This window comes from Rhodobacter lacus (assembly GCF_042683065.1).
Classification (GTDB): Bacteria; Pseudomonadota; Alphaproteobacteria; order Rhodobacterales; family Rhodobacteraceae; genus Rhodobacter; species Rhodobacter lacus.
In genome coordinates, this window is sequence record NZ_JBHUIX010000013.1 from 152,527 (window position 1) to 175,790 (window position 23,264).

The 23,264-nt window shown below is 66.6% G+C and carries 19 protein-coding genes and 1 pseudogene; 11 read left to right on the plus strand and 9 right to left on the minus strand.

Annotation, left to right across the window (positions count from 1 at the left end):
- Nucleotides 1-15 precede the first annotated feature (15 nt).
- A complete protein-coding gene (locus ACFSM0_RS12910) occupies nt 16-789 on the minus strand; it encodes an ABC transporter ATP-binding protein (protein WP_377391006.1) in 774 nt (257 codons plus the stop codon).
- 268 nt (nt 790-1,057) lie between these two features.
- On the opposite strand from ACFSM0_RS12910, the gene ACFSM0_RS12915 reads away from it, so the two are divergent.
- Both ACFSM0_RS12915 and ACFSM0_RS12920 read left to right on the plus strand, forming a co-directional pair.
- Nucleotides 1,058-1,699, plus strand: coding sequence for a TetR family transcriptional regulator C-terminal domain-containing protein (locus ACFSM0_RS12915; protein ID WP_377391008.1), 642 nt, complete (start codon nt 1,058-1,060; stop codon nt 1,697-1,699).
- Between the two features lie 2 nt (nt 1,700-1,701).
- Complete coding sequence (locus ACFSM0_RS12920) at nt 1,702-2,901, plus strand: pyridoxal phosphate-dependent aminotransferase (RefSeq protein WP_377391010.1); 1,200 nt, start codon at nt 1,702-1,704, stop codon at nt 2,899-2,901.
- 4 nt (nt 2,902-2,905) lie between these two features.
- On the opposite strand, the gene ACFSM0_RS12925 is transcribed toward ACFSM0_RS12920, so the two are convergent.
- Nucleotides 2,906-3,835, minus strand: a complete 930-nt coding sequence (locus ACFSM0_RS12925; protein ID WP_377391012.1) for a LysR family transcriptional regulator — start codon at nt 3,833-3,835, stop codon at nt 2,906-2,908.
- Nucleotides 3,836-4,015: 180 nt separating this feature from the next.
- On the opposite strand from ACFSM0_RS12925, the gene ACFSM0_RS12930 reads away from it, so the two are divergent.
- From ACFSM0_RS12930 to ACFSM0_RS12960, 7 genes and pseudogenes are all read left to right on the plus strand, one after another.
- Nucleotides 4,016-5,299: an NAD(P)/FAD-dependent oxidoreductase gene (locus ACFSM0_RS12930; RefSeq protein WP_377391014.1), complete on the plus strand. Its 1,284-nt coding sequence runs from the start codon at nt 4,016-4,018 to the stop codon at nt 5,297-5,299.
- Between the two features lie 14 nt (nt 5,300-5,313).
- Nucleotides 5,314-6,747 carry a hypothetical protein gene (locus tag ACFSM0_RS12935; RefSeq protein ID WP_377391016.1) on the plus strand — a complete coding sequence of 478 codons (1,434 nt, stop codon included), beginning with the start codon at nt 5,314-5,316 and terminating at the stop codon, nt 6,745-6,747.
- A 29-nt stretch (nt 6,748-6,776) separates the two neighbouring features.
- Entirely contained in the window at nt 6,777-8,288 is a 1,512-nt protein-coding gene (gene amaB, locus ACFSM0_RS12940) for an L-piperidine-6-carboxylate dehydrogenase (RefSeq protein ID WP_377391018.1), read from the plus strand.
- A gap of 8 nt (nt 8,289-8,296) precedes the next feature.
- Nucleotides 8,297-9,532: a pyridoxal phosphate-dependent aminotransferase gene (locus ACFSM0_RS12945; protein WP_377391020.1), complete on the plus strand. Its 1,236-nt coding sequence runs from the start codon at nt 8,297-8,299 to the stop codon at nt 9,530-9,532.
- Between the two features lie 150 nt (nt 9,533-9,682).
- Nucleotides 9,683-10,630, plus strand: coding sequence for a TAXI family TRAP transporter solute-binding subunit (locus tag ACFSM0_RS12950; RefSeq protein ID WP_377391022.1), 948 nt, complete (start codon nt 9,683-9,685; stop codon nt 10,628-10,630).
- A gap of 68 nt (nt 10,631-10,698) precedes the next feature.
- Nucleotides 10,699-12,773: pseudogene (locus ACFSM0_RS12955) on the plus strand (TRAP transporter permease).
- Nucleotides 12,770-13,147 (plus strand): DUF1850 domain-containing protein, encoded by a 378-nt coding sequence (locus ACFSM0_RS12960; RefSeq protein WP_377391024.1) that lies wholly within the window; start codon nt 12,770-12,772, stop codon nt 13,145-13,147. The pseudogene ACFSM0_RS12955 and the gene ACFSM0_RS12960 overlap by 4 nt, the downstream one beginning before the upstream one ends.
- Before the next feature lie 93 nt (nt 13,148-13,240).
- Here the strand turns inward: ACFSM0_RS12960 and ACFSM0_RS12965 are convergent, their stop codons facing one another.
- The 7 genes from ACFSM0_RS12965 to ACFSM0_RS12995 all read right to left on the minus strand — a co-directional run bounded on the left by ACFSM0_RS12965 (nt 13,241) and on the right by ACFSM0_RS12995 (nt 20,788).
- Complete coding sequence (locus ACFSM0_RS12965) at nt 13,241-14,794, minus strand: Ppx/GppA family phosphatase (RefSeq protein WP_377391026.1); 1,554 nt, start codon at nt 14,792-14,794, stop codon at nt 13,241-13,243.
- A gap of 35 nt (nt 14,795-14,829) precedes the next feature.
- Nucleotides 14,830-17,007, minus strand: a complete 2,178-nt coding sequence (locus ACFSM0_RS12970) for an RNA degradosome polyphosphate kinase (protein WP_377391028.1) — start codon at nt 17,005-17,007, stop codon at nt 14,830-14,832.
- Between the two features lie 51 nt (nt 17,008-17,058).
- The gene (locus ACFSM0_RS12975) at nt 17,059-17,733 is read right to left on the minus strand and encodes a P-loop NTPase family protein (protein ID WP_377391030.1); all 675 of its coding nucleotides are present in this window, start codon (nt 17,731-17,733) and stop codon (nt 17,059-17,061) included.
- Nucleotide 17,734: 1 nt separating this feature from the next.
- Nucleotides 17,735-18,871: an AI-2E family transporter gene (locus ACFSM0_RS12980; protein WP_377391032.1), complete on the minus strand. Its 1,137-nt coding sequence runs from the start codon at nt 18,869-18,871 to the stop codon at nt 17,735-17,737.
- Nucleotides 18,872-19,110: 239 nt separating this feature from the next.
- Nucleotides 19,111-19,422 (minus strand): hypothetical protein, encoded by a 312-nt coding sequence (locus tag ACFSM0_RS12985; RefSeq protein WP_377391034.1) that lies wholly within the window; start codon nt 19,420-19,422, stop codon nt 19,111-19,113.
- Nucleotides 19,423-19,689: 267 nt separating this feature from the next.
- A complete protein-coding gene (locus ACFSM0_RS12990; protein ID WP_377391036.1) occupies nt 19,690-20,088 on the minus strand; it encodes a DUF1842 domain-containing protein in 399 nt (132 codons plus the stop codon).
- A gap of 202 nt (nt 20,089-20,290) precedes the next feature.
- Nucleotides 20,291-20,788 carry an NYN domain-containing protein gene (locus ACFSM0_RS12995; RefSeq protein WP_377391038.1) on the minus strand — a complete coding sequence of 166 codons (498 nt, stop codon included), beginning with the start codon at nt 20,786-20,788 and terminating at the stop codon, nt 20,291-20,293.
- A 138-nt stretch (nt 20,789-20,926) separates the two neighbouring features.
- On the opposite strand from ACFSM0_RS12995, the gene proS reads away from it, so the two are divergent.
- Both proS and ACFSM0_RS13005 read left to right on the plus strand, forming a co-directional pair.
- The gene (gene proS, locus ACFSM0_RS13000; RefSeq protein ID WP_377391040.1) at nt 20,927-22,264 is read left to right on the plus strand and encodes a proline--tRNA ligase; all 1,338 of its coding nucleotides are present in this window, start codon (nt 20,927-20,929) and stop codon (nt 22,262-22,264) included.
- Between the two features lie 188 nt (nt 22,265-22,452).
- A complete protein-coding gene (locus ACFSM0_RS13005; protein WP_377391042.1) occupies nt 22,453-23,091 on the plus strand; it encodes an outer membrane protein in 639 nt (212 codons plus the stop codon).
- Nucleotides 23,092-23,264 lie beyond the last annotated feature (173 nt).

Sequence of the window (23,264 nt, forward strand, 5' to 3'; positions counted from 1 at the left end):
TGGACCCCGGCGCGTTCACTGAGCCGGGTTGAGGAAGCGTTGCAGCCGTTCGGACCGGGGGGCGCCGAAGATCTGCTCTGGCGGTCCCTCCTCCTCGATCAGGCCGTTGCAGAAATAGGCGACACGGGTGGCGACGTTGCGGGCGAAGGCCATCTCATGGGTGACAAGGATCATCGTGCGCCCCTCGCGGGCGAGATCGCCGATCACGGTGAGCACCTCGCCCACAAGCTCCGGGTCGAGCGCCGAGGTGGGCTCGTCAAAGAGGATCACTTCGGGGTCGACGGCCAGCGCGCGCGCAATCGCGGCGCGTTGCTGCTGGCCGCCCGAGAGATGCACGGGGTAGCTGTTGCGCTTTTCATAAAGGCCAACGCGCTTGAGCACCGCCTCGGCGGTGGCAATCGCCTGATCCTTCGGCACGCCCATCACATGCACCGGCGCCTCGATCACGTTTTGCAGCACCGTCATGTGCTGCCAGAGACAGAAGTTCTGGAACACCATCGAAAGGCGCGTGCGGATGCGTTGCACCTGCCGCGGATCGACCGGGTGCAAGTCGCCATGCCGGTCCGGCCGCATCTCGATTTCCTCGCCATGAATGCGGATCGAGCCCGCCGAGGGCGTTTCGAGAAAATTGATGCAGCGCAGGAAGGTCGACTTGCCCGAGCCCGAGCCGCCGATGATGGCGATCACCTCGCCCTTCTTGGCCGAGAGCGAAACGCCCTTGAGAACATCGAGCGTGCCGAAGCGCTTGTGCAGGTCTTTCACTTCGATCGCTCGGGCCGGTTGTGCCACGCATTCCTCCTGCCGGTCTGGCGCCGCCGTGGCGCTTCGAGGCTCAGGCTTGACGGGGCTTTGCGCCCTTGTCTGCCCCGCGGCGTGCGGAATGCGGTCAAAAATGACGCCGGGATGAAATTTTGGCTGTTTTCGGTATGCAGTGCCCAAAGACTATACAAACGTGCAATAACTATACGGTCGTATTGTTGCGGGGGGCGAATCCCGCTTGCACTGGCGGCGGGGGCGCCGGATGGCAGGGAGAGGCCAGAGCCGGAGGGAGGCGAGAATGTCGGACACATTCCGGCGCATGCAAGAGTTCGACCGGCGCGCGGAACTGGTGCGCGCCACGCTCGACTGTATCGCCGACAAGGGCATTCAGGGGGCGACCGTGCGGGCGGTTGCGGCTGCGGCGGGGGTCAGCATCGGGCTGATCCGGCACCATTTCGAGACCAAGGAAAACATGGTGCTCGAGGCCTACCGCGAGACCATCCGCATGCTCACCGCGCCGTGTGACCGGGTGCTGGTGGCCGAGATCGACAGCCCGCATGAACGGCTTGCCCGCTTCATCCGCGCGAGCATCGGTGGCGAGATCTCGGATCTGCGCATTCTCTCGCTCTGGGCGGCCTTCATGAGCCAGCTCAATGCCGACCCGGAGATGAAGCGCATCCATGATGAGGCGCATTTGCCCTACCGCTCAAGCTTTGAGCCCCTGATCGGATCGGTGATGGCGGCGGAGGGGCGCCACCTCGCCCCCGCAGAGATCGCCCGGCTCGCGATTGCCATGACCGCCGTGATCGACGGGCTCTGGCTTGAGGGCTGCCTGCCGAAACAGGCTGAAACCTCGGAAGATTACGTCGCCATCGGCCTCGAGGCCGCCGAGGCGCTTTTGCGCGTGGCCTTGCCGCGCCCGACCAACACGAAGGACTGACCATGCATTACGCACCGATGACGGATCGGCTCAAAAACCTCGGCTCGGACAAGTGGGATCTGCATTTCCGCGGCCGTCAGATGGTGGCGGCGGGAGAGCCGGTGATCGAATTGACGATTGGCGAGCCGGACATTGCGCCCGATACCGCGCTTTACGATGCCTGTGACCGGGCGATGCGGGCGGGGCGGGTGCGCTACTCCAACGGTCGCGGCGAGCCCGCGATGCTTGAGGCGCTTTCGGCCAAATACAGCCGCCGCACCGGGCGGACCTTCACGCCGGAGAATTTCCTGTGCTTTCCGGGCACGCAGACCGCGCTTGCCATTGTCATGCTGGGGCTGGTGAGCACGGGCGACAAGGTGCTGCTGCCCGATCCCTATTACGCGACCTATGAAGGCGTGATCCGCGCCACCGGCGCCGAAATCGTGCCGGTGCGCCTGCGCAAGGAAAACCGCTTCCACCTGCGCGCCGAGGATCTGGAGGCGGCCATCACGCCCGGCTGCCGGGTGCTTTTGCTCAACACGCCGCACAACCCGACCGGCGCGGTGCTCAGCGCCGCGGAAGTGGCGGCGATTGGCGAGGTGTGCCGGCGCCATGACCTCTGGATCATCGCCGACGAGGTTTATGAAGAGCTTGTGTTCGAGGGCAGCTTCGCCTCTCCGCTCGATATTGCCGCGCTCGAAGAGCGGGTGGTTGTTACCGCCTCGATCTCCAAATCCCATGCCGCGCCGGGGTTCCGCTCCGGCTGGGCGGTGGGCACGCCCGAGCTGTGCGAGCGGATCCTGCCGCTCTCGGAATCGATGCTGTTCGGCGGCCAGCCCTTCATCTCCGACATGACGGCCTATGCCCTCACCCATGATCTGCCCACCGCGGCACTGATGCGCACGCAATATGCGCGCCGGGCAAGGCTTGTGGCGGAGCTTTTGCAAGATGTGCCGGGCATCGAGCCGCTGCCGCCCGAGGCGGGGATGTTCATTCTCCTCGATGTCGGCGCGCTTGGCATTTCGGGCCATGATTTTGCCGAGGCGCTGCTTGCCGGGCATCGGGTCTCGGTGATGCCGGGCTCATCTTTTGGCGCGCAGGCGGAGCGGCTGGTGCGACTGAGCCTGACCGTGCCCGATCCCCTGCTCACCGAGGCTTGCGGCCGGATTGCGGCTTGTGCGCAAGGCTTTGCCGGGCGCGACACGCACGCCGCCACGGCCTGAGCGCTCAGGGCTGTGCCGCGCGGCGGGCGGTTTCGGCCGCCTCCGCCGCCTGCGCCACCGCGCCGAGCCAAGTGCGGAACGCCTCGACCGGGCCGTTCTGGCCGCGTGCGTGCGGGGTGCAGAGGTAATAGGCCTCGTCCGAGCGCATGCGCGCCTCAAGCGGCACCACCAGCCGCCCCGAGCCGATTTCCTCCTCGATCAGGAATTCGGGCAAAAGCGCCACGCCAAGCCCCACCATTGCCGCCTGCGCCGCGGTGGCGAACTGGTCAAACAGCATCCCGTGCAGCCGCTGCGGCGCGAGCCCGTTGCGCTCAAAGAACTTTTCCCAGGCATCGGGGCGCGAGGCCAGATGCAGGAGCGGCGCCGCGCGCAGATCGGAAAGCGCGGTGATGCCGTATTTTTCCACCAGACCGGGCGCGCAGGCGGGCACCACATGCTCGCCGCGCAAATAGCTGCACTCTGCCCCCGGCCAGTCCGGCGCGCCAAAATGGATCGCGGCATCCACCGCCTCGGTGGCGAAATCGAACTGGGTGAGCCGCGTCACCAGATTGATCGTGATGCCGGGGTGAAGGGCGAGGAACTCGGGCAGGCGCGGGGCGAGCCAGCGGGTGCCAAAGGTGGGCAGGATCGCCAGCGAAAGCGTGCCCCCGCCCGGATTGGCGCGCAGCGTGAGCGAGGCGCTGGAAATCTTGTGCAAGGCCGCGCGGATCTCGACGGCATAGGCCGCGCCCGCTGGGGTGAGGCGGATGGTCTGCTTTTCGCGGTAAAAAAGCACGCTGCCGAGTTGCGCCTCCAGGGCGCGGATCTGCCGGGAAACGGCGCTTTGCGTGAGCGACAGCTCCCGCGCCGCGGCGGTGATGCTTTGCGTGCGCGCCGCCGTCTCGAAAGCTTGCAAAAGCGAGAGCGAGGGCAGGAAGCGGCGCGGCGTTTTCATCGGCGTCTCTCCGGGGCGGAATGGACCATTCCTGCCGTCTTGCGCCTGCGAGGGCAAGGGGTTTTGGCCCCAGATCATTCCATAATGGAATGACCTCGGTCTGACAGAGCACTGGCGCCCGGACGCGGAACCGGGCAGGAAGGGGCAGGCGCCTTGCCTGATTGCCGTTTCGGATCTCTCATGAAAAACACCTCTTCCAGCCATGGTCTGTGGGCGCTTTCTGCCCCGGCCGCTCCCGCAACCACCCCCCTTTCGGGCCTCGTCGAGGCCGATGTCGTGGTGATTGGCGCGGGCTTTACCGGGCTTTCGGCGGCGCTGCATCTGGCTGAGGCAGGCAAATCCGTGGTGGTGCTTGAGGCCGGGATGATTGGCTTTGGCGCTTCGGGGCGCAATGTCGGGCTTGTCAATGCCGGCATGTGGGTGATGCCCGAAGAGCTGCCGCAGGCGCTCGGCCCGGTCCATGGGCCGCGGCTTTTGGAGTTTCTGGGCAATGCCCCGGCAGAGGTGTTTGCGCTCGTGCGGCGCCATGGCATCGCCTGCGAGGCGGTGGCCAATGGCACGCTGCATTGTGCCGTTGGCGGTGCGGGTCTGGCCGAAATCGGCGCGCGGGCGCGCCAATGGGCGGCGCGCGGTGCGCCGGTCGAACTTCTGGACGGAGACGAGACCGCGCTGCGGCTCGGCGGCGGGCGCTACATGGGCGCGCTTCTGGATATGCGCGCGGGCACGATCCAGCCCTTGGCCTATGTGCGCGGCCTTGCGCGCGCGGCGCTTGCCTGCGGAGCGCAGATCCATACCGAAAGCCCCGCCTCCGCCGTGGCGGAGCAGGGGCTGGGCTGGGAGGTCACGACCCCGGCCGGGCGGGTGCGCGCGCGCTGGCTGGTGGCCGCGACCGACACCTACACCCGGGGCCCGAATGACTCCCTCCGCCGTGAGCAGGTCGGGCTGCCCTATTTCAACATGGCGACGCCGCCCCTGCCAGAGGCGCTGCGCGCCACGATCCTGCCCGGGGGCGAAGGCTGCTGGGATACGCGCGAGGTGCTCTCCTCGTTTCGCACCGATGCGGCGGGCCGGCTCGTGTTCGGCTCGGTGGGGCGGCTCGGGTTAGCAGATCGTGCGCTCCACCGCGCCTGGGCCGAGCGGGCGATGGTGCGGATCTTTCCGCAGCTGAAGGGGATCGGTTTTGAAAGCGCATGGTTCGGCTGGATCGGCATGACCTCCAACAACCTGCCGCGGCTGCATCTGCCCGGGCGCAACGCCATTGCGGTGAGCGGCTACAACGGCCGCGGCATCGCGCCGGGCACGGTGTTCGGGAAGGCGATTGCCCGGTATATCTGTGGCGATTGCCGGCTGGAGGCGATGCCGCTGCCGGTGAGCACGATCACCCCCGCGCCCTGGCGACGGCTGCGAGAGGCCTGGTATACCGGCGGTGCCGCGGCGCTGCATCTTGTTGCCGACCGGATCTGAGGAGCAGGATGAGAGTGAGCCTTTCCCCCCGTATCGCGCGCCTTTGGGCGCCACAAATCGCGCTGGCAGCGGGGGGTGTGCTCTCGCTTGTGATGCTCGCCGCGCTGGTGCTGGGCAAGATCGGAGAGGGGCGGATGCCCGGCGCGGGCGCGCTGCTCGCGCTTGCCGCCGGTGCCGCGGTGGTGCTGGCGCTCCTGCGCCTTGGCCGGGTCTCGCGCATCGCGCAGGTGTTTCTGGCCGGGGCCGTGGTCTCGACACTCGCGGTGGCTGTGCTCTTGCCCAGCGCGCTCCCCGCGATGCAACAGGCGCTGATGCAGGGCACGGCTTTTGCGGCCTTTTTGACCGCGCTTGGCCTCATTCGCGCGCCGGTGCGCCGCTCAAAGCTGATTGCCCGTGCCGCAGAGGGGCTCTTTGCCCATTCCGCCCGCGCCCGTGTGCTGGCCGTCAGCCTTGGCGCGCAGGGCATTTCGGTGCTCTTCAACATCGGCACGATCGGCATGATCTCGGATATCGCGCGCAACCACGACGGGGCGCGGAAGGCCGCGGGCAAGCGCGGCATCGACACCCGCGCGATGACCCTTTCGGCGCTGCGCGGCACGCTTTTGATGACGGTCTGGTCGCCGATCGGGCTGGGCTTTGCCATCGTCACAAGCGCGATCCCGGGGCTTGATCCGGTGGCAATCCTCGCGCTCGCCTTTGGCCTTGTCGCGCTGCTCTCGGTGGCCGCGGCGCTGCTGCAGGCCGCGGCCACGCCGCTGCCCGAAGGGGTGCCCGTGCATGATCCGGCGCCTGCGGGTGCGGGCCGGGCGCTGGGCGCGGTGATCGCCGCGATCCTCGGGCTGATCGTTCTGACGCTCGCCGCGCATCGGCTGCTGGAGGTGAGCTTTCTGATTGCCGCCTGCCTCGTGCTGCCGCTGCTTGCAGCGCTTTGGCCGCGCATCGAGCCCGGCTTGCGCGCGGCCCCGGGCGAGCCGGGCGGGCTTGCGCGGCTCTCCGCCGCCTCCGAGGGCATGGCGACGGAAAGCACGATCTTTCTTGCCGCCGCGGTGATTGGGGCCGCCGTTGCCGCCGCCGCCAAGGCCGCGGGCATCGACGCGCTGATCGCGGGCGGCCAGCTTCCGCCCCTTGCGGTGATCCTCGCCTGCCTCGTGCTGATCCCGGCGGTGGGGGCGATGATGATCCCGCATACGATCGTGATGATCATGGCCGCGCAGCTCTTTGGCGCCGGGCCGGTGGGGGCAGAGCATCCCTATGCGCTTGGCATCGCGCTTCTTTTCGCCTGGGCGCTGGCCATTGCCGCCTCGCCGATCTCGGCCATGGCGATCATCACCGGGCGTGAACTTGGCGTGGCGCCAACCCGTGTCACCTTTGCGCTCAACCTGCGCTTCACGCTCGGGCTGATGGCGGCGGCGGCGGTGCTCGTCTCCCTTCTTTATCTCTTCGAATGACCGGCCAAAGCCGAACGAAAGGACTTCCGATGACGCTTCGTGACGAGACCAAGAGCCTGCTCCTGCGCCTCGGGGTCGCGCCCGACCGGTTTGAGGGCGGCGCGATGGCGAGCTTTTCGCCGGTGAGCGGCGCGCAAGTGGGCGCGCTCACGCCCGACACGGCAGAGGGCGCGGCGGCGGCGGTGGAACGCGCGGCCACCGCCTTCCGCGCCTGGCGGATGGTGCCTGCGCCGCGGCGCGGGGAGCTGGTGCGCCTTCTGGGCGAGGAGCTGCGCGCGGCCAAAGCCGATCTGGGCCGGCTTGTGTCGATCGAGGCGGGCAAGAGCCCGTCCGAGGGTCTGGGCGAGGTGCAGGAGATGATCGACATCTGCGATTTCGCCGTTGGCCTCTCGCGTCAGCTTTACGGGCTCACCATCGCCACCGAGCGCCCGGGCCACCGGATGATGGAAACCTGGCACCCGCTCGGCCCGGTGGGGGTGATCACCGCCTTCAACTTCCCCGTCGCGGTCTGGGCCTGGAACGCGGCGCTTGCGCTTGTCTGCGGCGATCCGGTGCTCTGGAAACCCTCGGAAAAGACACCGCTCACCGCGCTCGCCTCAATGGCGGTGTTCGCGCGCGCCGCGGCCCGCTTCGGGGCGCTGCCGGAGGGCCTTGCGCAGGTGCTGATCGGCGGGCCGGAGCTGGGCGAAGTGCTGGTCGAGAGCCCGAAAGTGGCGCTCATTTCCGCCACCGGCTCGACCCGGATGGGCCGGATTGTCGGCCCCAGGGTGGCGGCGCGCTTTGGCCGGTCGATCCTTGAGCTTGGCGGCAACAATGCGGGCGTGGTCTGCGCCTCGGCCGATCTCGACATGGCGCTGCGCGCGGTGGCCTTTGGCGCCATGGGCACGGCGGGCCAGCGCTGCACGACGATGCGCCGCCTGTTCGTGCATGAGAGCGTATACGATGCGCTGGTGCCGCGGCTGGTGCGTGCCTATGCCTCCGTTTCAATCGGCAACCCCTTGGAAACGAACGCCCTTGTCGGCCCGCTCATCGACCGCGCGGCCTATGAGGCGATGCAGGCGGCGCTCACGGCGGCGCGCGCGGCGGGCGGCACGGTGCATGGCGGCAGCCGCGTCGAGTTTGGCGGCGAGGGCGCCTATTACGTCCGCCCCGCGCTGGTCGAGATGCCCGCACAAACCGGCCCGGTGCTTGAGGAAACCTTTGCCCCGATCCTTTATGTGATGCGCTGGTCAGCGTTCGATGCGGTGATCGAAGATCACAACGCCGTCGGGGCAGGGCTCTCGTCGTCGATTTTCACGCTCGATCTGCGCGAGATGGAGCAGTTCCTCTCGGCGGCGGGGTCGGATTGCGGCATCGCCAATGTCAATATCGGCACCTCGGGCGCCGAGATCGGCGGCGCTTTCGGCGGCGAAAAAGAGACCGGCGGCGGGCGCGAAAGCGGCTCGGATGCCTGGAAAGGCTACATGCGCCGCGCCACCAACACGATCAACTACTCGCGCGAGCTGCCGCTGGCGCAGGGCGTCGTTTTCGATATTGATTGAGGTGTGACATGACGATCCAGGATCAGACCGGCGCGGCCTTCCGCCCTGCCGACCGTATCGCCACGCTGGGCGTTTCTGAAATCGTGCAGATCGGCGCGACGGCGGCGGCGATGAAGCGCGCGGGGCGGCCCACCATCATCCTTGGTGCGGGCGAGCCCGATTTTGACACGCCCGAGCCGATCAAGGCCGCTGCAACGGCGGCGATGGCGCGGGGGGAGACGAAATACACCGCGCTCGACGGCACGCCGGGGCTGAAAGCGGCGATTGTCGAAAAGTTCCGTCGTGAGAACGGGGTGGCATACAAAGCTTCGGAAATCACTGTGGGCACCGGCGCCAAGCAGGTGCTTTACAATGCGATGATGGCGAGCCTGAACCCCGGCGATGAGGTGATCATCCCGACGCCCTGCTGGACCTCGTATTTCGACATCGTGCGCATCGCAGGCGGGGTGCCGGTGGCCGTGCCCTGCGCGGGGGCGCGCGGCTTCCGGCTGCAACCGGAAGATCTTGCCGCCGCGATCACGCCGCGCACGCGCTGGCTCATGCTCAACTCGCCCTCAAACCCGACGGGCGCCGCCTATTCCGAAGCGGATTACCGCCCGCTTCTCGATGTGCTCCTTGCCCATCCGCAGCTCTGGCTGGTGGTGGACGACATGTATGAGCATATCTGCTACGACGGCTTCCGCTTCACCACGCCCGCCGCGCTCGAGCCGCGGCTGAAAGACCGGATCCTCACCGTCAACGGCGTTTCCAAGGCCTATGCGATGACCGGCTGGCGGATCGGCTATGCGGGCGGGCCGGAGGCGCTGATCAAGGCGATGGCGGTGGTGCAGAGCCAATCCACCTCTTGCCCGTCGTCAATCTCTCAGGCTGCCGCCGAGGCGGCGCTCACCGGCCCGCAAGACCTGCTGGCGGAGCGCGCCGCCGATTTTCAGCGCCGGCGTGATCTCGTGGTGGCGGGGCTCAACGCCATTCCCGGCATCTCCTGCCGCGTGCCGGAGGGGGCGTTTTACACCTTTGCAAGCTGCGCGGGGCTGATCGGCGCGCGCACGCCCGAGGGCGGCACGATCACCTCGGACCGCGATTTTTGCGCCTGGCTGCTCGAAACCGCAGATGTGGCGATGGTGCCCGGCGCGGCCTTCGGCCTCTCGCCCTATTTCCGCATTTCCTATGCCACGGCAGAGGCGGAACTGCGCGAGGCGCTGGCCCGCATTGCCGCCGCCTGCGCGCGGCTGAGCCGCGCCTGACGCGGCGTTTGCCCGCCGGGCGGGGTAAAAACCTGCCCGGCGGGCAAACTCGGGCTTGTCTCCCCCCGCCTTCGCGCGGCAGACTTCTCTTCGGCCCAAGGGAGGGCCCAATCCGGCCTGCGGGAGGTGGGCCGGCTGAAGGGAGGAACCATGTTTCAACGCGTCTCTTTCGCGGCCCTGATCGGCTGCGCGCTCGCACTCTCGGCCCCCGCGGCCCGGGCCGAGCAATTCATCAACGTTCTGACCGGCGGCACGTCCGGGGTCTATTATCCGCTTGGCGTTGCGCTCTCCGAGATCTACGCGCAGGGCATCGAGGGCGCGCGCACGCAGGTGCAGGCGACCAAGGCTTCGGTCGAAAACCTCAACCTGTTGCAGCAGGGCCGGGGTGAGCTGGGCTTTGCTCTGGGTGATTCAGTGATGGCGGCGGTGACCGGCAATGCCGAGGCGGGCTTCAAGGCGCCGCTCGACAAGCTGCGCGTGCTCGCCGCGATTTACCCCAACCATGTGCAGATCGCCGCGCTGTCCGAGGCGGGGATCACCACGATCACCGATCTCAAGGGCAAGACGCTCTCGGTCGGCGCGCCGAAATCGGGCACCGAACTCAATGCCCGCGCGATTTTGGGCGCGGCGGGGATGAGCTATGACGATCTCGGCAAGGTCGAATATCTGCCCTTTGCGGAATCGGTCGAGCTGATGAAAAACCGCCAGCTTGAGGCGACGCTGCAATCCTCCGGCCTTGGCAATGCCGCGCTCAAGGATCTGGCCTCTTCGCAGGCAATCACCATGGTCGCCATTCCGGCAGATGTGGTGGCCTCGATCGGCCAGCCCTATGTGGCGAGCGTGATCCCGGCGGGCACCTATCAGGGGCAGGAGGCAGATGTCCCCACGGCCTCCGTGATCAACTATCTCGTCACCTCGTCGGATGTGCCCGAAGAGACCGTCTATCAGATGACCAAGCTTCTCTTTGAGCATCTCGACACGCTCAAGGCCGCCCATGCCGCGGCGGGCGCGATCTCGCTTGAAGAGGCGGCCAAGCCCGGCCCGGCGCCGCTGCACCCCGGGGCAGAGCGCTATTACCGCGAGCAGGGGCTGCTCTGAGGGGAGGCTGCGGCTGAGCTGGAGGCGGGTGGCCTGCCGGGCCGCCCGCGCGTGAGGGGAGACATGCAATGACCGAGACCAAAGCCCCGGCCCAGGCCGGGCATGACCCGCTGGGCGACGGCTTTCCGAAAACTGCGGCCGGGCGGGCGCTGTTCTGGCTGGCGATCCTCTTTTCCAGCTACCAGATCGCCTTGGCCGCGCATCTGATCGACCTGCCAAGCCAGATCGCGCGCGCGCTCCATGTCGGCTTTTTGATGGCGCTGGGCTTCCCCTTCCTGATCCTCGCCCAGCACCGCGGCGCGCTCGTTCGCGCGCTCGGCATGGGCTGTGCCGCGCTGGCCATTGCCGTCGCCGCCTATCAGGCCGTTGAGTACACGGACCTTCTGTTGCGCGCGGGCGACCCGCTCCCGCGCGACATCTGGTTTGGCATCGCCGCGCTGATCACCACTTTCGTGGCCGCCTGGATGATGATGGGCCCGGCTTTGCCGATCATTGCCGGGCTCTTTCTCGCCTATGCGCTCTTGGGCGAGCATCTGCCCGCGCCGCTCAACCATCGCGGCTATGACCTGTCGCAGGTGGTCGAGCATCTCGCCTATGGCACGGAGGGGATCTACGGCATCCCCACCTATGTCTCCTCCACCTATATCTTCCTTTTTATCCTGTTCGGCGCCTTTCTGGAAAAGGCGGGGATGATCAAGCTTTTCACCGATGTGGCCATGGGGCTGGTGGGCCACCGCACCGGCGGGCCGGCGAAAGTGGCGGTGCTCTCTTCGGGTCTCATGGGCACGATTTCGGGCTCGGGCGTGGCAAATGTGGTCACCACCGGTCAGTTCACCATCCCGTTGATGAAGCGCTTTGGCTACCGCGCGGCCTTTGCGGGCGGCGTCGAGGCCACCGCCTCGATGGGCGGGCAGATCATGCCGCCGGTGATGGGCGCGGTGGCCTTCATCATGGCCGAAACGCTCGGCGTCGACTATGTCGAGATCGTGCGCGCGGCGCTGATCCCGGCCATTCTCTATTTCGTCGGCGTGTTCTGGATGGTGCATCTGGAGGCGGGGCGCTGCGGCTTGCGTGGCCTTGCGCGCGAGGCCCTGCCCTCGGCACGCGCGGCGCTCAAGGAGGGCTGGCATCTGCTCTTGCCGCTCGCGGTGCTCGTCTGGCTGCTGTTTTCGGGCTACACGCCGCTTTATGCCGGCACGGTCGGGCTCGGGCTCACAGTGCTCCTGATCCTTGGCGGCTCTGCCGCGCTCGGCCTGCCTGCGGGGGCGCTGCGTATGATCTTCTGGATCGGGCTCGGCCTTGTGGCCGCGGCCTTTTTCGAGTTTGGCATCACCGTGGTTCTCGCCGCGGTCGCGGCGCTCGCCCTCGTTGCGCTCGCCTCGCAAGGCGGGCGCGAGACTTTGCGGATCTGCCGCGACAGCCTTGCCGATGGCGCCCGCACCGCGCTTCCCGTCGGCATCGCCTGCGCGCTCGTGGGCGTGATCATCGGCGTGATGACACTGACGGGCGCCGCCAACAGCTTTGGTCAGTTCATTGTGGGGGTGGGGCAAAGCTCGCTGCTTTTGTCGCTCATCCTTACCATGATCACCTGCCTGATCCTCGGCATGGGGATCCCGACGATCCCGAATTACATCATCACCGCCTCGATCGCGGGCCCGGCGCTTCTTGCGCTTGGCGTGCCGCTGATCGTGAGCCACATGTTCGTGTTCTATTTCGGCATTCTGGCAGATCTCACCCCGCCCGTGGCGCTCGCCTGTTTGCGGCTGCGCCGATCGCGCGTGAAAGCGGGCTGAAAATCAGCCTGCAGGCGGTGATGATCGCCGCGGCCGGTTTTGTCGTGCCCTTCATGGCGGTCTATACGCCCGCGCTGATGCTGCAAGACGGCGGCCCGCTCGCGCAAGCGATCGGTTACGTCCCGGCGGTCGCTTATGTGGTGCTGAAGGCGCTGATCGCGCTCGGGCTCTGGGGGGTGACGGTGATCGGCTGGGCGGGGCGCGCGCTTGCGCTTTGGGAGCGGGGGCTTGCTGGCGCGGGCGCGCTCACGCTGATTGCGGCGCTGCCACTCACCGACGAGATCGGCTTTGCCCTCGCCGCGGGCTTTGGCGCCCTGCTCTGGCTGCGCCGCACGCGGGCGCTTGCATGAGCGCCTGCCTTCTGGCCGGGGCTTTGACACTGGCTCTGGGAGCCGATGCCGCCTTCAGCCTCGAATGGACCCATTCAGTCGAACAGACCCGCTGGCAGGAGGAGTGGCGCGTCGTGGCGGGCGCGCTCGTGCTCACCCGCGCTGCGGTCAAGGGCTCGGGCGCGGGGATGGAGCCGGGGGCGGGCGCCCGGCTGGAGAACGGCTGGTGGGTCTGGGAGCCCGCCGCCGCGCCCGTGGATAAACTCCTCCTCGCCGCCTCCGGCCTCACGCCCTCCGCCTGGCGCCTTTGCACCAACGCGGGCTGCCTGCAGCTCGGGGCCAGTGCCTCGGAGCCGCTGCTCTTGCGCCCCTGCCCTGAGGAGGGGGCGGGGTAGGGGGGCGCGGGGGGCCTCGCCCCCCGTGAACAGCGGGGGGTGCGGGGGGCAAGGCCCCCCGCCGGGTCGCCTCGGCCCTGCCGAGGCGAAAGATCAGCTTGGCACAATCGCCAACGGTGTCGCCTTCATCGCCGCCGCGAGCGAGGAGAACCGCGCCTCCGCCACCTCGCCAAACAGCCCGGCGCCGCGCTTTGTCAGCGTCAATTCGATGCTGTTGGTATTCTCGTTATAGGCGAGCTGCCCGGCATCCGCCGGATCATGGATCGCGAACATCGCGCCAAAGCGCATCGCCTTGCCGAGGATCTCCGCCTCGCGCAATTGTTCGGGCCCAAGCAGCGAAAAGAGCGGCTCGAACCGGCTCCCCGAGCGCGAATTCTTGTAGCGGTGCAACAACGCCACGCCAAGAAACACCCGCTCCGGGTGGCTCAAGGCCGCCATATTCGCCCGCGTGACATTGTCAAAACAGGCCTCGAACCGGTAATCGGGATGGGTGCGCCAGGTCGTGTCATGCAGCAGGCAGGCCGCCCGCATCAGCCGGTAGCGCGCCGGTGTCACCTCGCCAAAAAGCGGCTCGATAAAGGCATGGAGCTTTTTGCCAAAGCCCGGCAGGCGCGATTGCGTGCGCTCGGCATGGCGGCAGGCTTCGATCAGCGGATCGCGCGCGCGCAGCTTGTCGGGCATCTGCTCGTAAAGCAGCCCCTCGCGGATGCCATAGGAGGAAACGTCGATCTCCTTGGGCTGGAACGTCTCGATCAGCTCGCGCAGCACCAGCGCGGCGAGCGGCACAAGCTCAAGCCGGGCCGCCGACGTGCCGGTTTTCGCGCGCAACTCCGCCACATCCTGCTTGCCGATCCAGTCGAGCGTTTTCAACAGCCCCTCGGGCTCCATCCGGTATTCGTGCAACACCAGCAGCGGATAATTCTGCCGCTCCATGTCGAGCCGGGCAATCGCGCGCCACGATCCGCCCACAAGATAGAGCTTCTCATGCCCGGTGCCGACAGATCTTGCCAGCCGCGCCATATGATTGCGGATATGGGCGAGCTGTTCCTTCTTGCCGCCCTCAACCTGTTGCAGCCGGAACGGCCCCAGCGGGGAGGTGTCGCGCGCGCCCACCTTGCGCCCGCCCAGAACCGCGAGCTCCATCGAATTGCCGCCGATGTCGCAAATGAGCCCCTGCGCATCGGGCCAGCCCACAAGCACGCCCTGCGCCGAAAGCCGCGCCTCTTCGGCGCCGTCGATCACATGCAGCCGGAGCCCGGTTTCCGCCTCGACGAGGCGCTGGAACTCCGGCCCGTCGGCGGCATCGCGCACCGCCGCGGTGGCCACGCAGGTGAGCGGGCCAATGTCCATTCCCTTCGCCAAAAGCGCAAAGCGCCGCAGCGCCGAGAGCGCGCGCTCGCGCCCGCGGGGGTTCAGCCGCCCGGTCTCGGCCAGCCCCTGCCCAAGCCCCGCCATCACCTTTTCGTTGTAGAAATAGGCGGGCGAGCGGGCGGCGCCGTCAAACACCACCATCCGCACCGAGTTCGAGCCGACATCGACCACGCCGACGCGTGACACCGCCCGTGCCGACGGATCGTCGAAAAGCGGTTTGCCGAAAGCGTCCCGGTCCTCACCATCATCGGCGGGCGAAACGGTCTTTGGGGTCATCAGGCAGCCTTCCGAGTCGGTCCGTGTGAGCGGTATCAAACTATCCTCTCTTCGGGGCCGTGGGCAAGCACTGGCACATCCTTGGCGCCCGCAGATCCGCGCCCCGAAAGCGAGGGGTTCTCCATGAAGAAGCGGTGACAGGAGAACAGATCCTTGCCCTCGGGCAGTGAGCGGATAAACCGGCCATCGGGGCCGAGCACCCAGCTTTGCGCCGTATCGGCCATGTTCGCCGCCATGATCTGGCTGACGATCTGCGCTTTCACGGTCGGGTTCTTCGCCTCGACAAGGGTTTCCACCCGCCGCGTCAGGTTGCGCCCCATCCAGTCGGCAGAGGAAAAGAACACCCGCGCCGAATCCGAAGGGAGGCCCGCGCCATTGCCAAAGCAGACGATGCGGGAATGCTCAAGGAACCGCCCGACAATGGATTTGACGCGGATATTCGCGCTCAGCCCCTTGATGCCGGGGCGCACGCCGCAGATGCCGCGCACGACCAGCGAGATTTTCACGCCCGCGTTCGAGGCGGCATAAAGCGCGTCGATCACCTCGGGGTCGATCAGCGAGTTCATCTTCGCCCAGATCTCGGCGGGGCGGCCCGCGCGGGCGTGCTCGGCCTCCGCCGCGATCAGATCAAGGAGCCGCGGCTTGAGCGTGATCGGCGAGATCGCAAGGTTTTCAAGCCCTTCGGGCTGCACATAGCCCGAGAGATAGTTGAACACCTTGGTGGCATCCCGGCCCAGCGGCGCGTTGCAGGTGAAAAAGCTCAGGTCGGTATAGATCCGCGCCGTGATCGGGTGATAGTTGCCGGTGCCGTAATGGGTGTAGGTGACAAGGCTGTCCCCTTCGCGCCGCACCACGGTCGAAATTTTGGCGTGCGTTTTCAGGTGCATGAAGCCGTAAACGACATGCGCGCCCGCGCGTTCGAGCCGGCGCGACTGGCGGATGTTCGCGGCCTCGTCAAAGCGCGCCTTGAGTTCCACGAGCGCGGTGACGGATTTGCCGTTCTCTGCCGCCTCGCAGAGCGCATCCACCACGGGGCTGTCTTTCGAGGTGCGGTAGAGCGTTTGCTTGATCGCGAGCACATTCGGGTCATTCGCCGCCTGGGTAAGGAAGCGGATCACCATGTCGAAGGTTTCATAGGGGTGATGGAGCAGCATGTCCTTTTGCCGGATCGCGGAGAACATGTCGCCATCGTGGTCTTGCACACGTTCGGGCACGCGGGGCACGAACGGCGGCCAGAGCAGATCGGGGCGCGAATCGAGCACCAGTTCCTTCAGATCGGCAACGCCAAGCAGGCCCTTCACCTCAACCACCTCGTCGGGGGCGACCTGCAACTCTTCCATGATCAGCCGCCGCAGCGCCTTGGGCGCGCCGGCGGTGATTTTCAACCGGATCACCTGCCCGCGGCGGCGGCGCTTGAGCGCGGTCTCGAACTCGCGCACGAGATCTTCGGCCTCGTCCTCGACCTCAAGATCGCTGTCGCGCAGCACCCGGAAGGCGCAATGCCCGGTCTCGGTATAGCGCGGAAACAGCATGTCGAGATGAAGGAGCAGCAGCTCCTCAAGCGGCAGGAACCGCGCCGTTTCGCCCGGCAGGGTGACGAACCGGTCGATCTGCTGCGGGATCGGAAGCAGCGCCTGCATCCGCCGCTTGTCGCCTTTGCGCTCAAGCTCGAGCGCCAGGCAGAAGCCGGTGTTGGGGATGAAGGGGAAGGGGTGCGCCGGGTCGATGGCGAGCGGCGAAAGCACCGGGAACACATTGGTGAGGAAGTGGTTGGCAAGGAACTTGCGGTCCTCGGCGGTGATCATCGTCCGGGTCAGAAGCTGGATGCCGGCCTCTTCCATCTCCCGGTTGAGGGTGTTCCACGTCGCCTGCTGCGTTTCCATCAGCGCGCGCGCATCGGCGTTGATCAGCACAAGCTGTTCGGCGGGGGTGAGCCCGTCATCCGAGGGCAGGGCGTTGCGCTCGCGCACAAGCTCCATCAGCCCCGCCACGCGCACGGTGTAAAATTCGTCAAGGTTGGTGGCCGAGATCGACAGAAACCGCAGCCGTTCCAAAAGCGGCACCCGCGGGTTCATCGCCTCTTCCAGCACGCGCCAGTTGAAGGCGAGCCAGCTCAGTTCGCGGTTGAAAAAGCGCTTTGGGCCGGTGATCTCCTCTTCGGGGAGCTCATGCGGCACGGGGAACGGGGCGGTGAGAAAATCTGCCTGTGTCATGGGGGGCTTATGCTGCTTCAATATGATAGGAATGTGACAGGTTGACCGGGCTCATCGGAGCCGCTCCAGCACCTCGGCGGCCATCGTGCGGCTGACCGGGCGGCGCTCCTCCAGCGCGCGGGCATCGAGCGCGGCCACAAGCGCGCGCGCGGCGCCAAGCGAGCGCTCCATGCGCGGCACGAGCCAGCTCACCAGCGTTTGCGGCACCACAAGCTGACGGTCGGCAAAGAGCTTCACCAGCACCGCGCCCAAAAGCGCATCATCGGGGGGGGCGATATGCACGGCGGTGGTGGCATCCAGACGGCTCTTGAGGTCGGGCAGGCGCAGGCCCCAGTCGCGCGGCGGCGCATCGGCGGTAAAGAGCAGCCGCCCGCCCTCCGCCGCGATCAGGTTGATCAGGTGAAAGGCGGCTTCCTCCGCCTCGGGGGTGCCATGGAGCTGCTGGGCATCTTCGAGCACGACCGCGCCCCGGGCCGCAAGCCGTTCGGCCTCGGGGTTGGTCAGATCCGCCGCGGCAATCACCTCGGCGCCATGATCCTCCGCCCAGATCGCGGCGAGATGGGTCTTGCCCGCGCCCTCCGGGCCAATCAGCAGCATCCGCCCCGAGGGCCATGCATCGGGCGTGTCGAGCGCGGCGAGCGCCAGCGCATTTGCCGGGGCAACGAAGAAATCCTCGCGTCCCCGGGCCTGGCGCACCGGCAGGTCAAAAGCCATCTGCCGGATCATGTCAGCCCTCGTTGCCGTGGGCACGGCTCTGTCGGGCGTCGGTTTCGGAGGCATCGGTGAGGGTGGTGGGCGCCTCGGCCTTTTGCCATTCGAGCCCCTGATAAAGCCGCCCGTCGCGGTAATGCTCGATCGCAAAGCGCACCAGAACGCCGATCATTGCGGCGAGCGGCACCGCGACCAGCATGCCGACAAAGCCAAAGAGCGTGCCGAAGGCCGAGAGCGCGAAGATCAGCCACAGCGGATGCAGCCCGACCGAGCCGCCCACAAGCCGCGGCGTGATCACGTTGCCCTCAAGAAACTGGCCAAGCGCGAAGATCCCGGCGATCACCCCGATCGAGAGCCAGTCGCCCCAGAACTGGAACAGCGCAAGGCCGATGGCGAGCACGCCGCCAACGAGCGCGCCGACATAGGGGATGAAGGTGAGCATCCCGGCGATGGCGCCTGCGAGCAGGCCGAAATTCAGCCCCGCGGCCATCAACGCCACGGCATAGAAGGTGGCAAGGATCAGGCAAACGGAGATCTGCCCGCGCACGAAGCCCGACAGCACCCGGTCGATCTCGCCGGCGATGCGGCGCACCGTGGGCGCGTGGTCAAGCGGCAAAAGGCCGTTCACCTTCGCCACCATATTGTCCCAGTCGAGCAGCATGTAAAACGCCACAACCGGCACGACGACGATGAAGATGAGCGCATTGACCACGCTCATCGCCGAGGAGAGCAGCGTTTGCGCCAGTTCGGCCCCGCGCGCCTTGATCGCCGCACCAACGCCTGCCAGCGTCTCGTTGATCACCGAGCCCGGTTCCATCAACGACGGGAAGGTCGAGGTGAGGAAGGCCTGCAGCCGCGCGGCAATCTCGGGGGCGGTGGCGACAAGCCCCGAGAGCTGGCGCACGAGGGTTGGCACGATGGCAAGGCCGAGAATGACAAAGCCGAGCGTTGCGATCAGCGCGATCGTGGTCGTGGCAATGGCGCGGCTCGCCCCCGCGCGCTCAAGCCGGTCAGCCAGCGGGTCCAGGAAATACGCAATCGCCCCGCCCACAAGGAAGGGCAGCAGCACATCACCAAGCTTCCACAGCACGAGCACCAGAGCCGCCATCGAGACGCCCCAGTAAGTCATCTGTTGCCGCACCGGCAAAGCCATGTAGATCTCCCTGTAATCCTTGTCAGGATCGCGGTTTTATGCCCCGGTTTCAAGGGTTCTCGCGCGCGCGGTAGGGGTTTGACGCTATCGTGACGCCCAATTCGGAACCGGGGCCGGGGCAGTTCCGTGCCGAGCGGCAGGCTGCGGTGACGGGCTGCAGTCGCAGGCTGAGGCGACAGGCGGCGGCAACAGGCGGTGGCAACAGGGGGGGGGGGCGCTGGGGTGCGCCGGACCCGCGCTCAGCCGCTCACCTCGGGGGCGATGGTCATTTCGGCCTGTTTCGGCCCCGGATAGCGGAACACGATACGGCAGAGCGGCGGCGGGGACATCCGCTCAAGCAGGCGGAATTTCACTGCAAAACCAGCGGCTTCGAGATGGGCAAGCACTTCGGCCCCGGCCTCGGGCGGCCCGCCGATCTGGCGCAACTCGATCATCCGCACGCCGCGCAGATGATGGCGCATCAGCGCATGGTCCGCCTCGGTCAGAAACCCGGCGGAGAGCGCGGTCTCTGGCGGCAAAGGGTCGGGAGGGGGGCTGAACGCATCGGTCATGCGCGCATGATGACAAGAGCCGCGTCCGGTTCCAACCGGAAAAATCGGCGCAGCCCCACACCATGCGCGGCGCCTTGCCGAAACCGTGCCGTTCGGGCGTGGTTTTGCCGGTCGCACGCGCCGCGCGCGACCGGCAGCCCTTTTTCCATGCCGGGTGTCCAGGCCGGCCGGGTGGGCAGGGCGCAGCACAAACACCGCAGGGGAACGGTGCGCTCTTGCGCTACGCCGAAGGGAGCCGCACGGCCGGAAGGCCGCACCGCCCGAACCTCAATCAGCCATCTCGAGTGTGCGCATCCGCGTCACCTGGCAATCATACATCTGGTCGGCAATGCGGAACTCGCCGGTGCCGTTCCAGTTGGCATCAACGCTGAATTGCGCCGAGAACGGCGCCAGATAGGCGCTTGCCCCGCCGCCCTCGGTTGCCACGATCACCTGTCCTTGCAGCGACCCTGCGCGCACATGGGTGCCAAGCCCGGTCGCATGGGTCACGCCATTGACACGGCCCGAGAATTTTTTCGGATGCTGGGTGCCTTCGAGGATCGTGCCGGTGGCGGTCCCGTCGATCGTTTGCAGTTCGCTATTCACGGCCAGTTGCAGCAGCATCGAGCCCGCGCCAACACGGCCGGTTTCGAATTGCAGTTTGACGACTTGGAGATCTTGCGACATGAGTTCGACCTTTCTCTGAACAACGTCGGGTGAAGGTATCGAAGTGTCTCGGCGACCGGGGGCGCCGGTCGCACGACGGGGCATCTCGCGCCAAACCGGTCAGGGGTTGAGCCCGCCGGAGAGGATCGCAAAACAACTATAGGGCGAGTCGCGCCTTTCGCACAGGTTTTTTTAAGTGCGTCGCTTCATCGTCTTTGCGTGCTCAATCGAGGTCGAGCCAAAGCGCGCCGTTGCGGTAGCCGCCGCGGATCACCCGTCCGGGCAGGCGCAGTTCGGGATGCTCTGCTTCCCAGTCCCGAAACCGGTCATTGCTGATGATCCGGGCCTCCAGATCGCGCGCCACCGCCAAAAGCGTCGGGTCGGCGGGCTGGCCTTTCGGCACCACCAGCACCTGCGCCGCGGGCAGCCCGAGGCGGCACGCAAAGACCGCATCGTCCCGGTAGCGGCCCTCGAGCTTGTAACCGGCATTGGCATCAAAGATGACACCGGGGCGGAACCCCGCCGCCTTGAGAAGCGCCACGATCTCGATCACGGGCTCGAGCGAGGGCGTGTTGTCGCGCCAGTGCATCACATTCGAGCCGTCGATCAGGATCGGGGTCCGCCCCCGCCCGCGGCGGCGCAGCCGGTCGCGCAGCCACAAGCCCAGGTAAACCAATGGCAGGGCGATCAAAAGCGGCAGGCTGTCGAAAAAGAGATCCATGGAAACCCTTGGCGATGAATGGGGGCAAGATGGCAGGGTTTTGCGGCGCTGGAAAGGTCGCGGATGCAGGGCGACCTTGCTCCGGCCGGCTGTTTCCTCTACCCAGCCATGAACCCTAACCCGCTCCAGAGGCTTGCCATGCGCCTGTCCCGCTACTTCCTGCCCGTTCTCAAGGAAAACCCCGCCGAGGCGCAGATCGTCTCGCACCGGCTGATGCTGCGCGCCGGCATGATCAAGCAGCAGGCGGCGGGGATCTATTCCTGGCTGCCGCTCGGCTTCAAGGTGCTCAAGCGCATCGAACAGATCGTGCATGAAGAGCAGATCCGCGCCGGGCACATTCCGCTGCTGATGCCGACGCTGCAATCGGCGGATCTGTGGCGCGAGTCGGGCCGTTATGACGCCTATGGCCCCGAGATGCTGCGCTTCAAGGACCGCCACGACCGCGAGATGCTCTACGGGCCGACGAATGAGGAGATGATCACCGACATCTTCCGCGCCCATGTCAGCTCGTATAAAGAGCTGCCGCTCACGCTTTACCATGTGCAATGGAAGTTCCGCGACGAGGTCCGCCCCCGCTTTGGCGTGATGCGTGGCCGCGAATTCTACATGAAGGATGGCTATTCCTTCGACCTGACGAAAGAAGACGCGCTCCACGCCTACAACCGCCATATGGTGAGCTACCTGCGCACCTATGAACGGATGGGGCTCACCGCCATTCCGATGCGCGCGGATTCCGGCCCGATCGGCGGCGACAACACGCATGAATTCCTCGTGCTCGCGCAAACCGGCGAGAGCGAAGTGTTCTACGATGCCAAGGTGCCCGAGCTGAAACTGGGCGCGCGGGAAGTGGATTACGACGACCGCGCCGCGGTGGCCGCGATCTGCGAAGAGTTCACCACGCTCTATGCCCGCACCGACGAAACCCACGACGAGGCGGTGTTCAACCAGATCCCAGAAGAGCGCCGCTGCGTGGGCCGCGGCATCGAAGTGGGGCAGATCTTCTACTTCGGCACCAAATATTCCGAGGCGATGGGCGCGACCGTCTCCACCCCCGATGGCACCCGCGTGCCGGTCGAGATGGGCTCGCACGGGATCGGCGTCTCGCGCCTTCTGGGCGCCTTGATCGAAGCGAACCACGACGACAAGGGCATCATCTGGCCGGAGGGGGTGACGCCCTTCCACTGCGGCATCGTCAATCTCAAGCAGGGCGATGCGGCCACCGATCTGGCCTGCGAGGGGCTTTACAAGGCGCTTGTCGCCAAGGGGCTCGAACCGCTTTATGACGACCGTGAAGAGCGCGCCGGGGCGAAATTTGCCACCATGGATCTGATCGGCCTGCCGTGGCGGATCACGGTGGGCCCGCGCGGGCTTGCCAATGGCGTGGTCGAGCTGACCTCGCGCCGCAGCGGCGAAAGCGAGGAGCTTTCGGCGGAAATGGCCGTGGCGCGGATCGTCGAGATTTATGCCGGAAAGTGAGCTGCCAAGCGGGCTGAAACGGCTTTGAAATCGGGCCCGCGCAGGCATTGCGCGGGCCTTTTCTTCACAGTCAAAGCACGGGTTCTTGAAGGATCGTGTTCTGAGTTTCCCTTTGCAAACATTGATTTAGGGCGGTGTCGGTTCCATCTTCACGGGCAGACGAAGACTCTGTCTGAAGGATGATGACGATGAAAAAACTGGGTATTGCCATTGCCGCGCTGGCCGGCGTCGCGGCGCCTGCCTTTGCCGGTGGGCTGAATGCGCCGGTGATGGAAAGCGCGCCGATTGCCGCCGCAGCGCCCGCGCCTGTGCAGGATGAAAACTGGCAGGGCTTTTATGGCGGTGCTACCGCAGGTTCGGTGATCGGCGGTCGCGGCACCTACAAATTCTCCGGTGCCGGGGATACGTCGAGCAAGCTCGGAAGCGGCAGCTATGGCCTCTTTGGCGGCTATAACTTCCAGCAAGGCAAGATCGTCTACGGTGGTGAGATCGCGCTTCAGGCGACCGATTACGACCTCGACAACGGGGCGGGCCATTTCAACAACATGATCGACCTCAAGGCGCGTGTCGGGATGGCTTACGGCAAGTTCCTCCCCTATGCCTTTGTTGGCTACTCGCAAGGGCAATGGAAAAACGCGGGCGGCCTGTCGAACGACAACCCCGATGGTGTGAACTACGGTGTCGGCCTCGACTATGCGCTCAACAGCAAGTGGCTCGTGGGTGCGGAGCTGATCCGGCGCGAACTCGATACCGATTTCAACGGTGGTGGCGGCAGCGTCGAGAACCATTTCAACACCGTGCAGGTGCGTGCGGCCTATCGCTTCTGAGCGGGGCACATATCGAGACCGGAGGAGGGGGCGCAGGCCCCCTTTTCCATGCCCGGCGGGCATCTGCCCGCTTTGTCACACCCCGCGCCCCGGGGGGAGCCGTTGACAGCCCCCTGCGATCGGCGCATATCCGCTGCATCATATAACCCGCAACCGGGCGTTCCGTGGGCGCC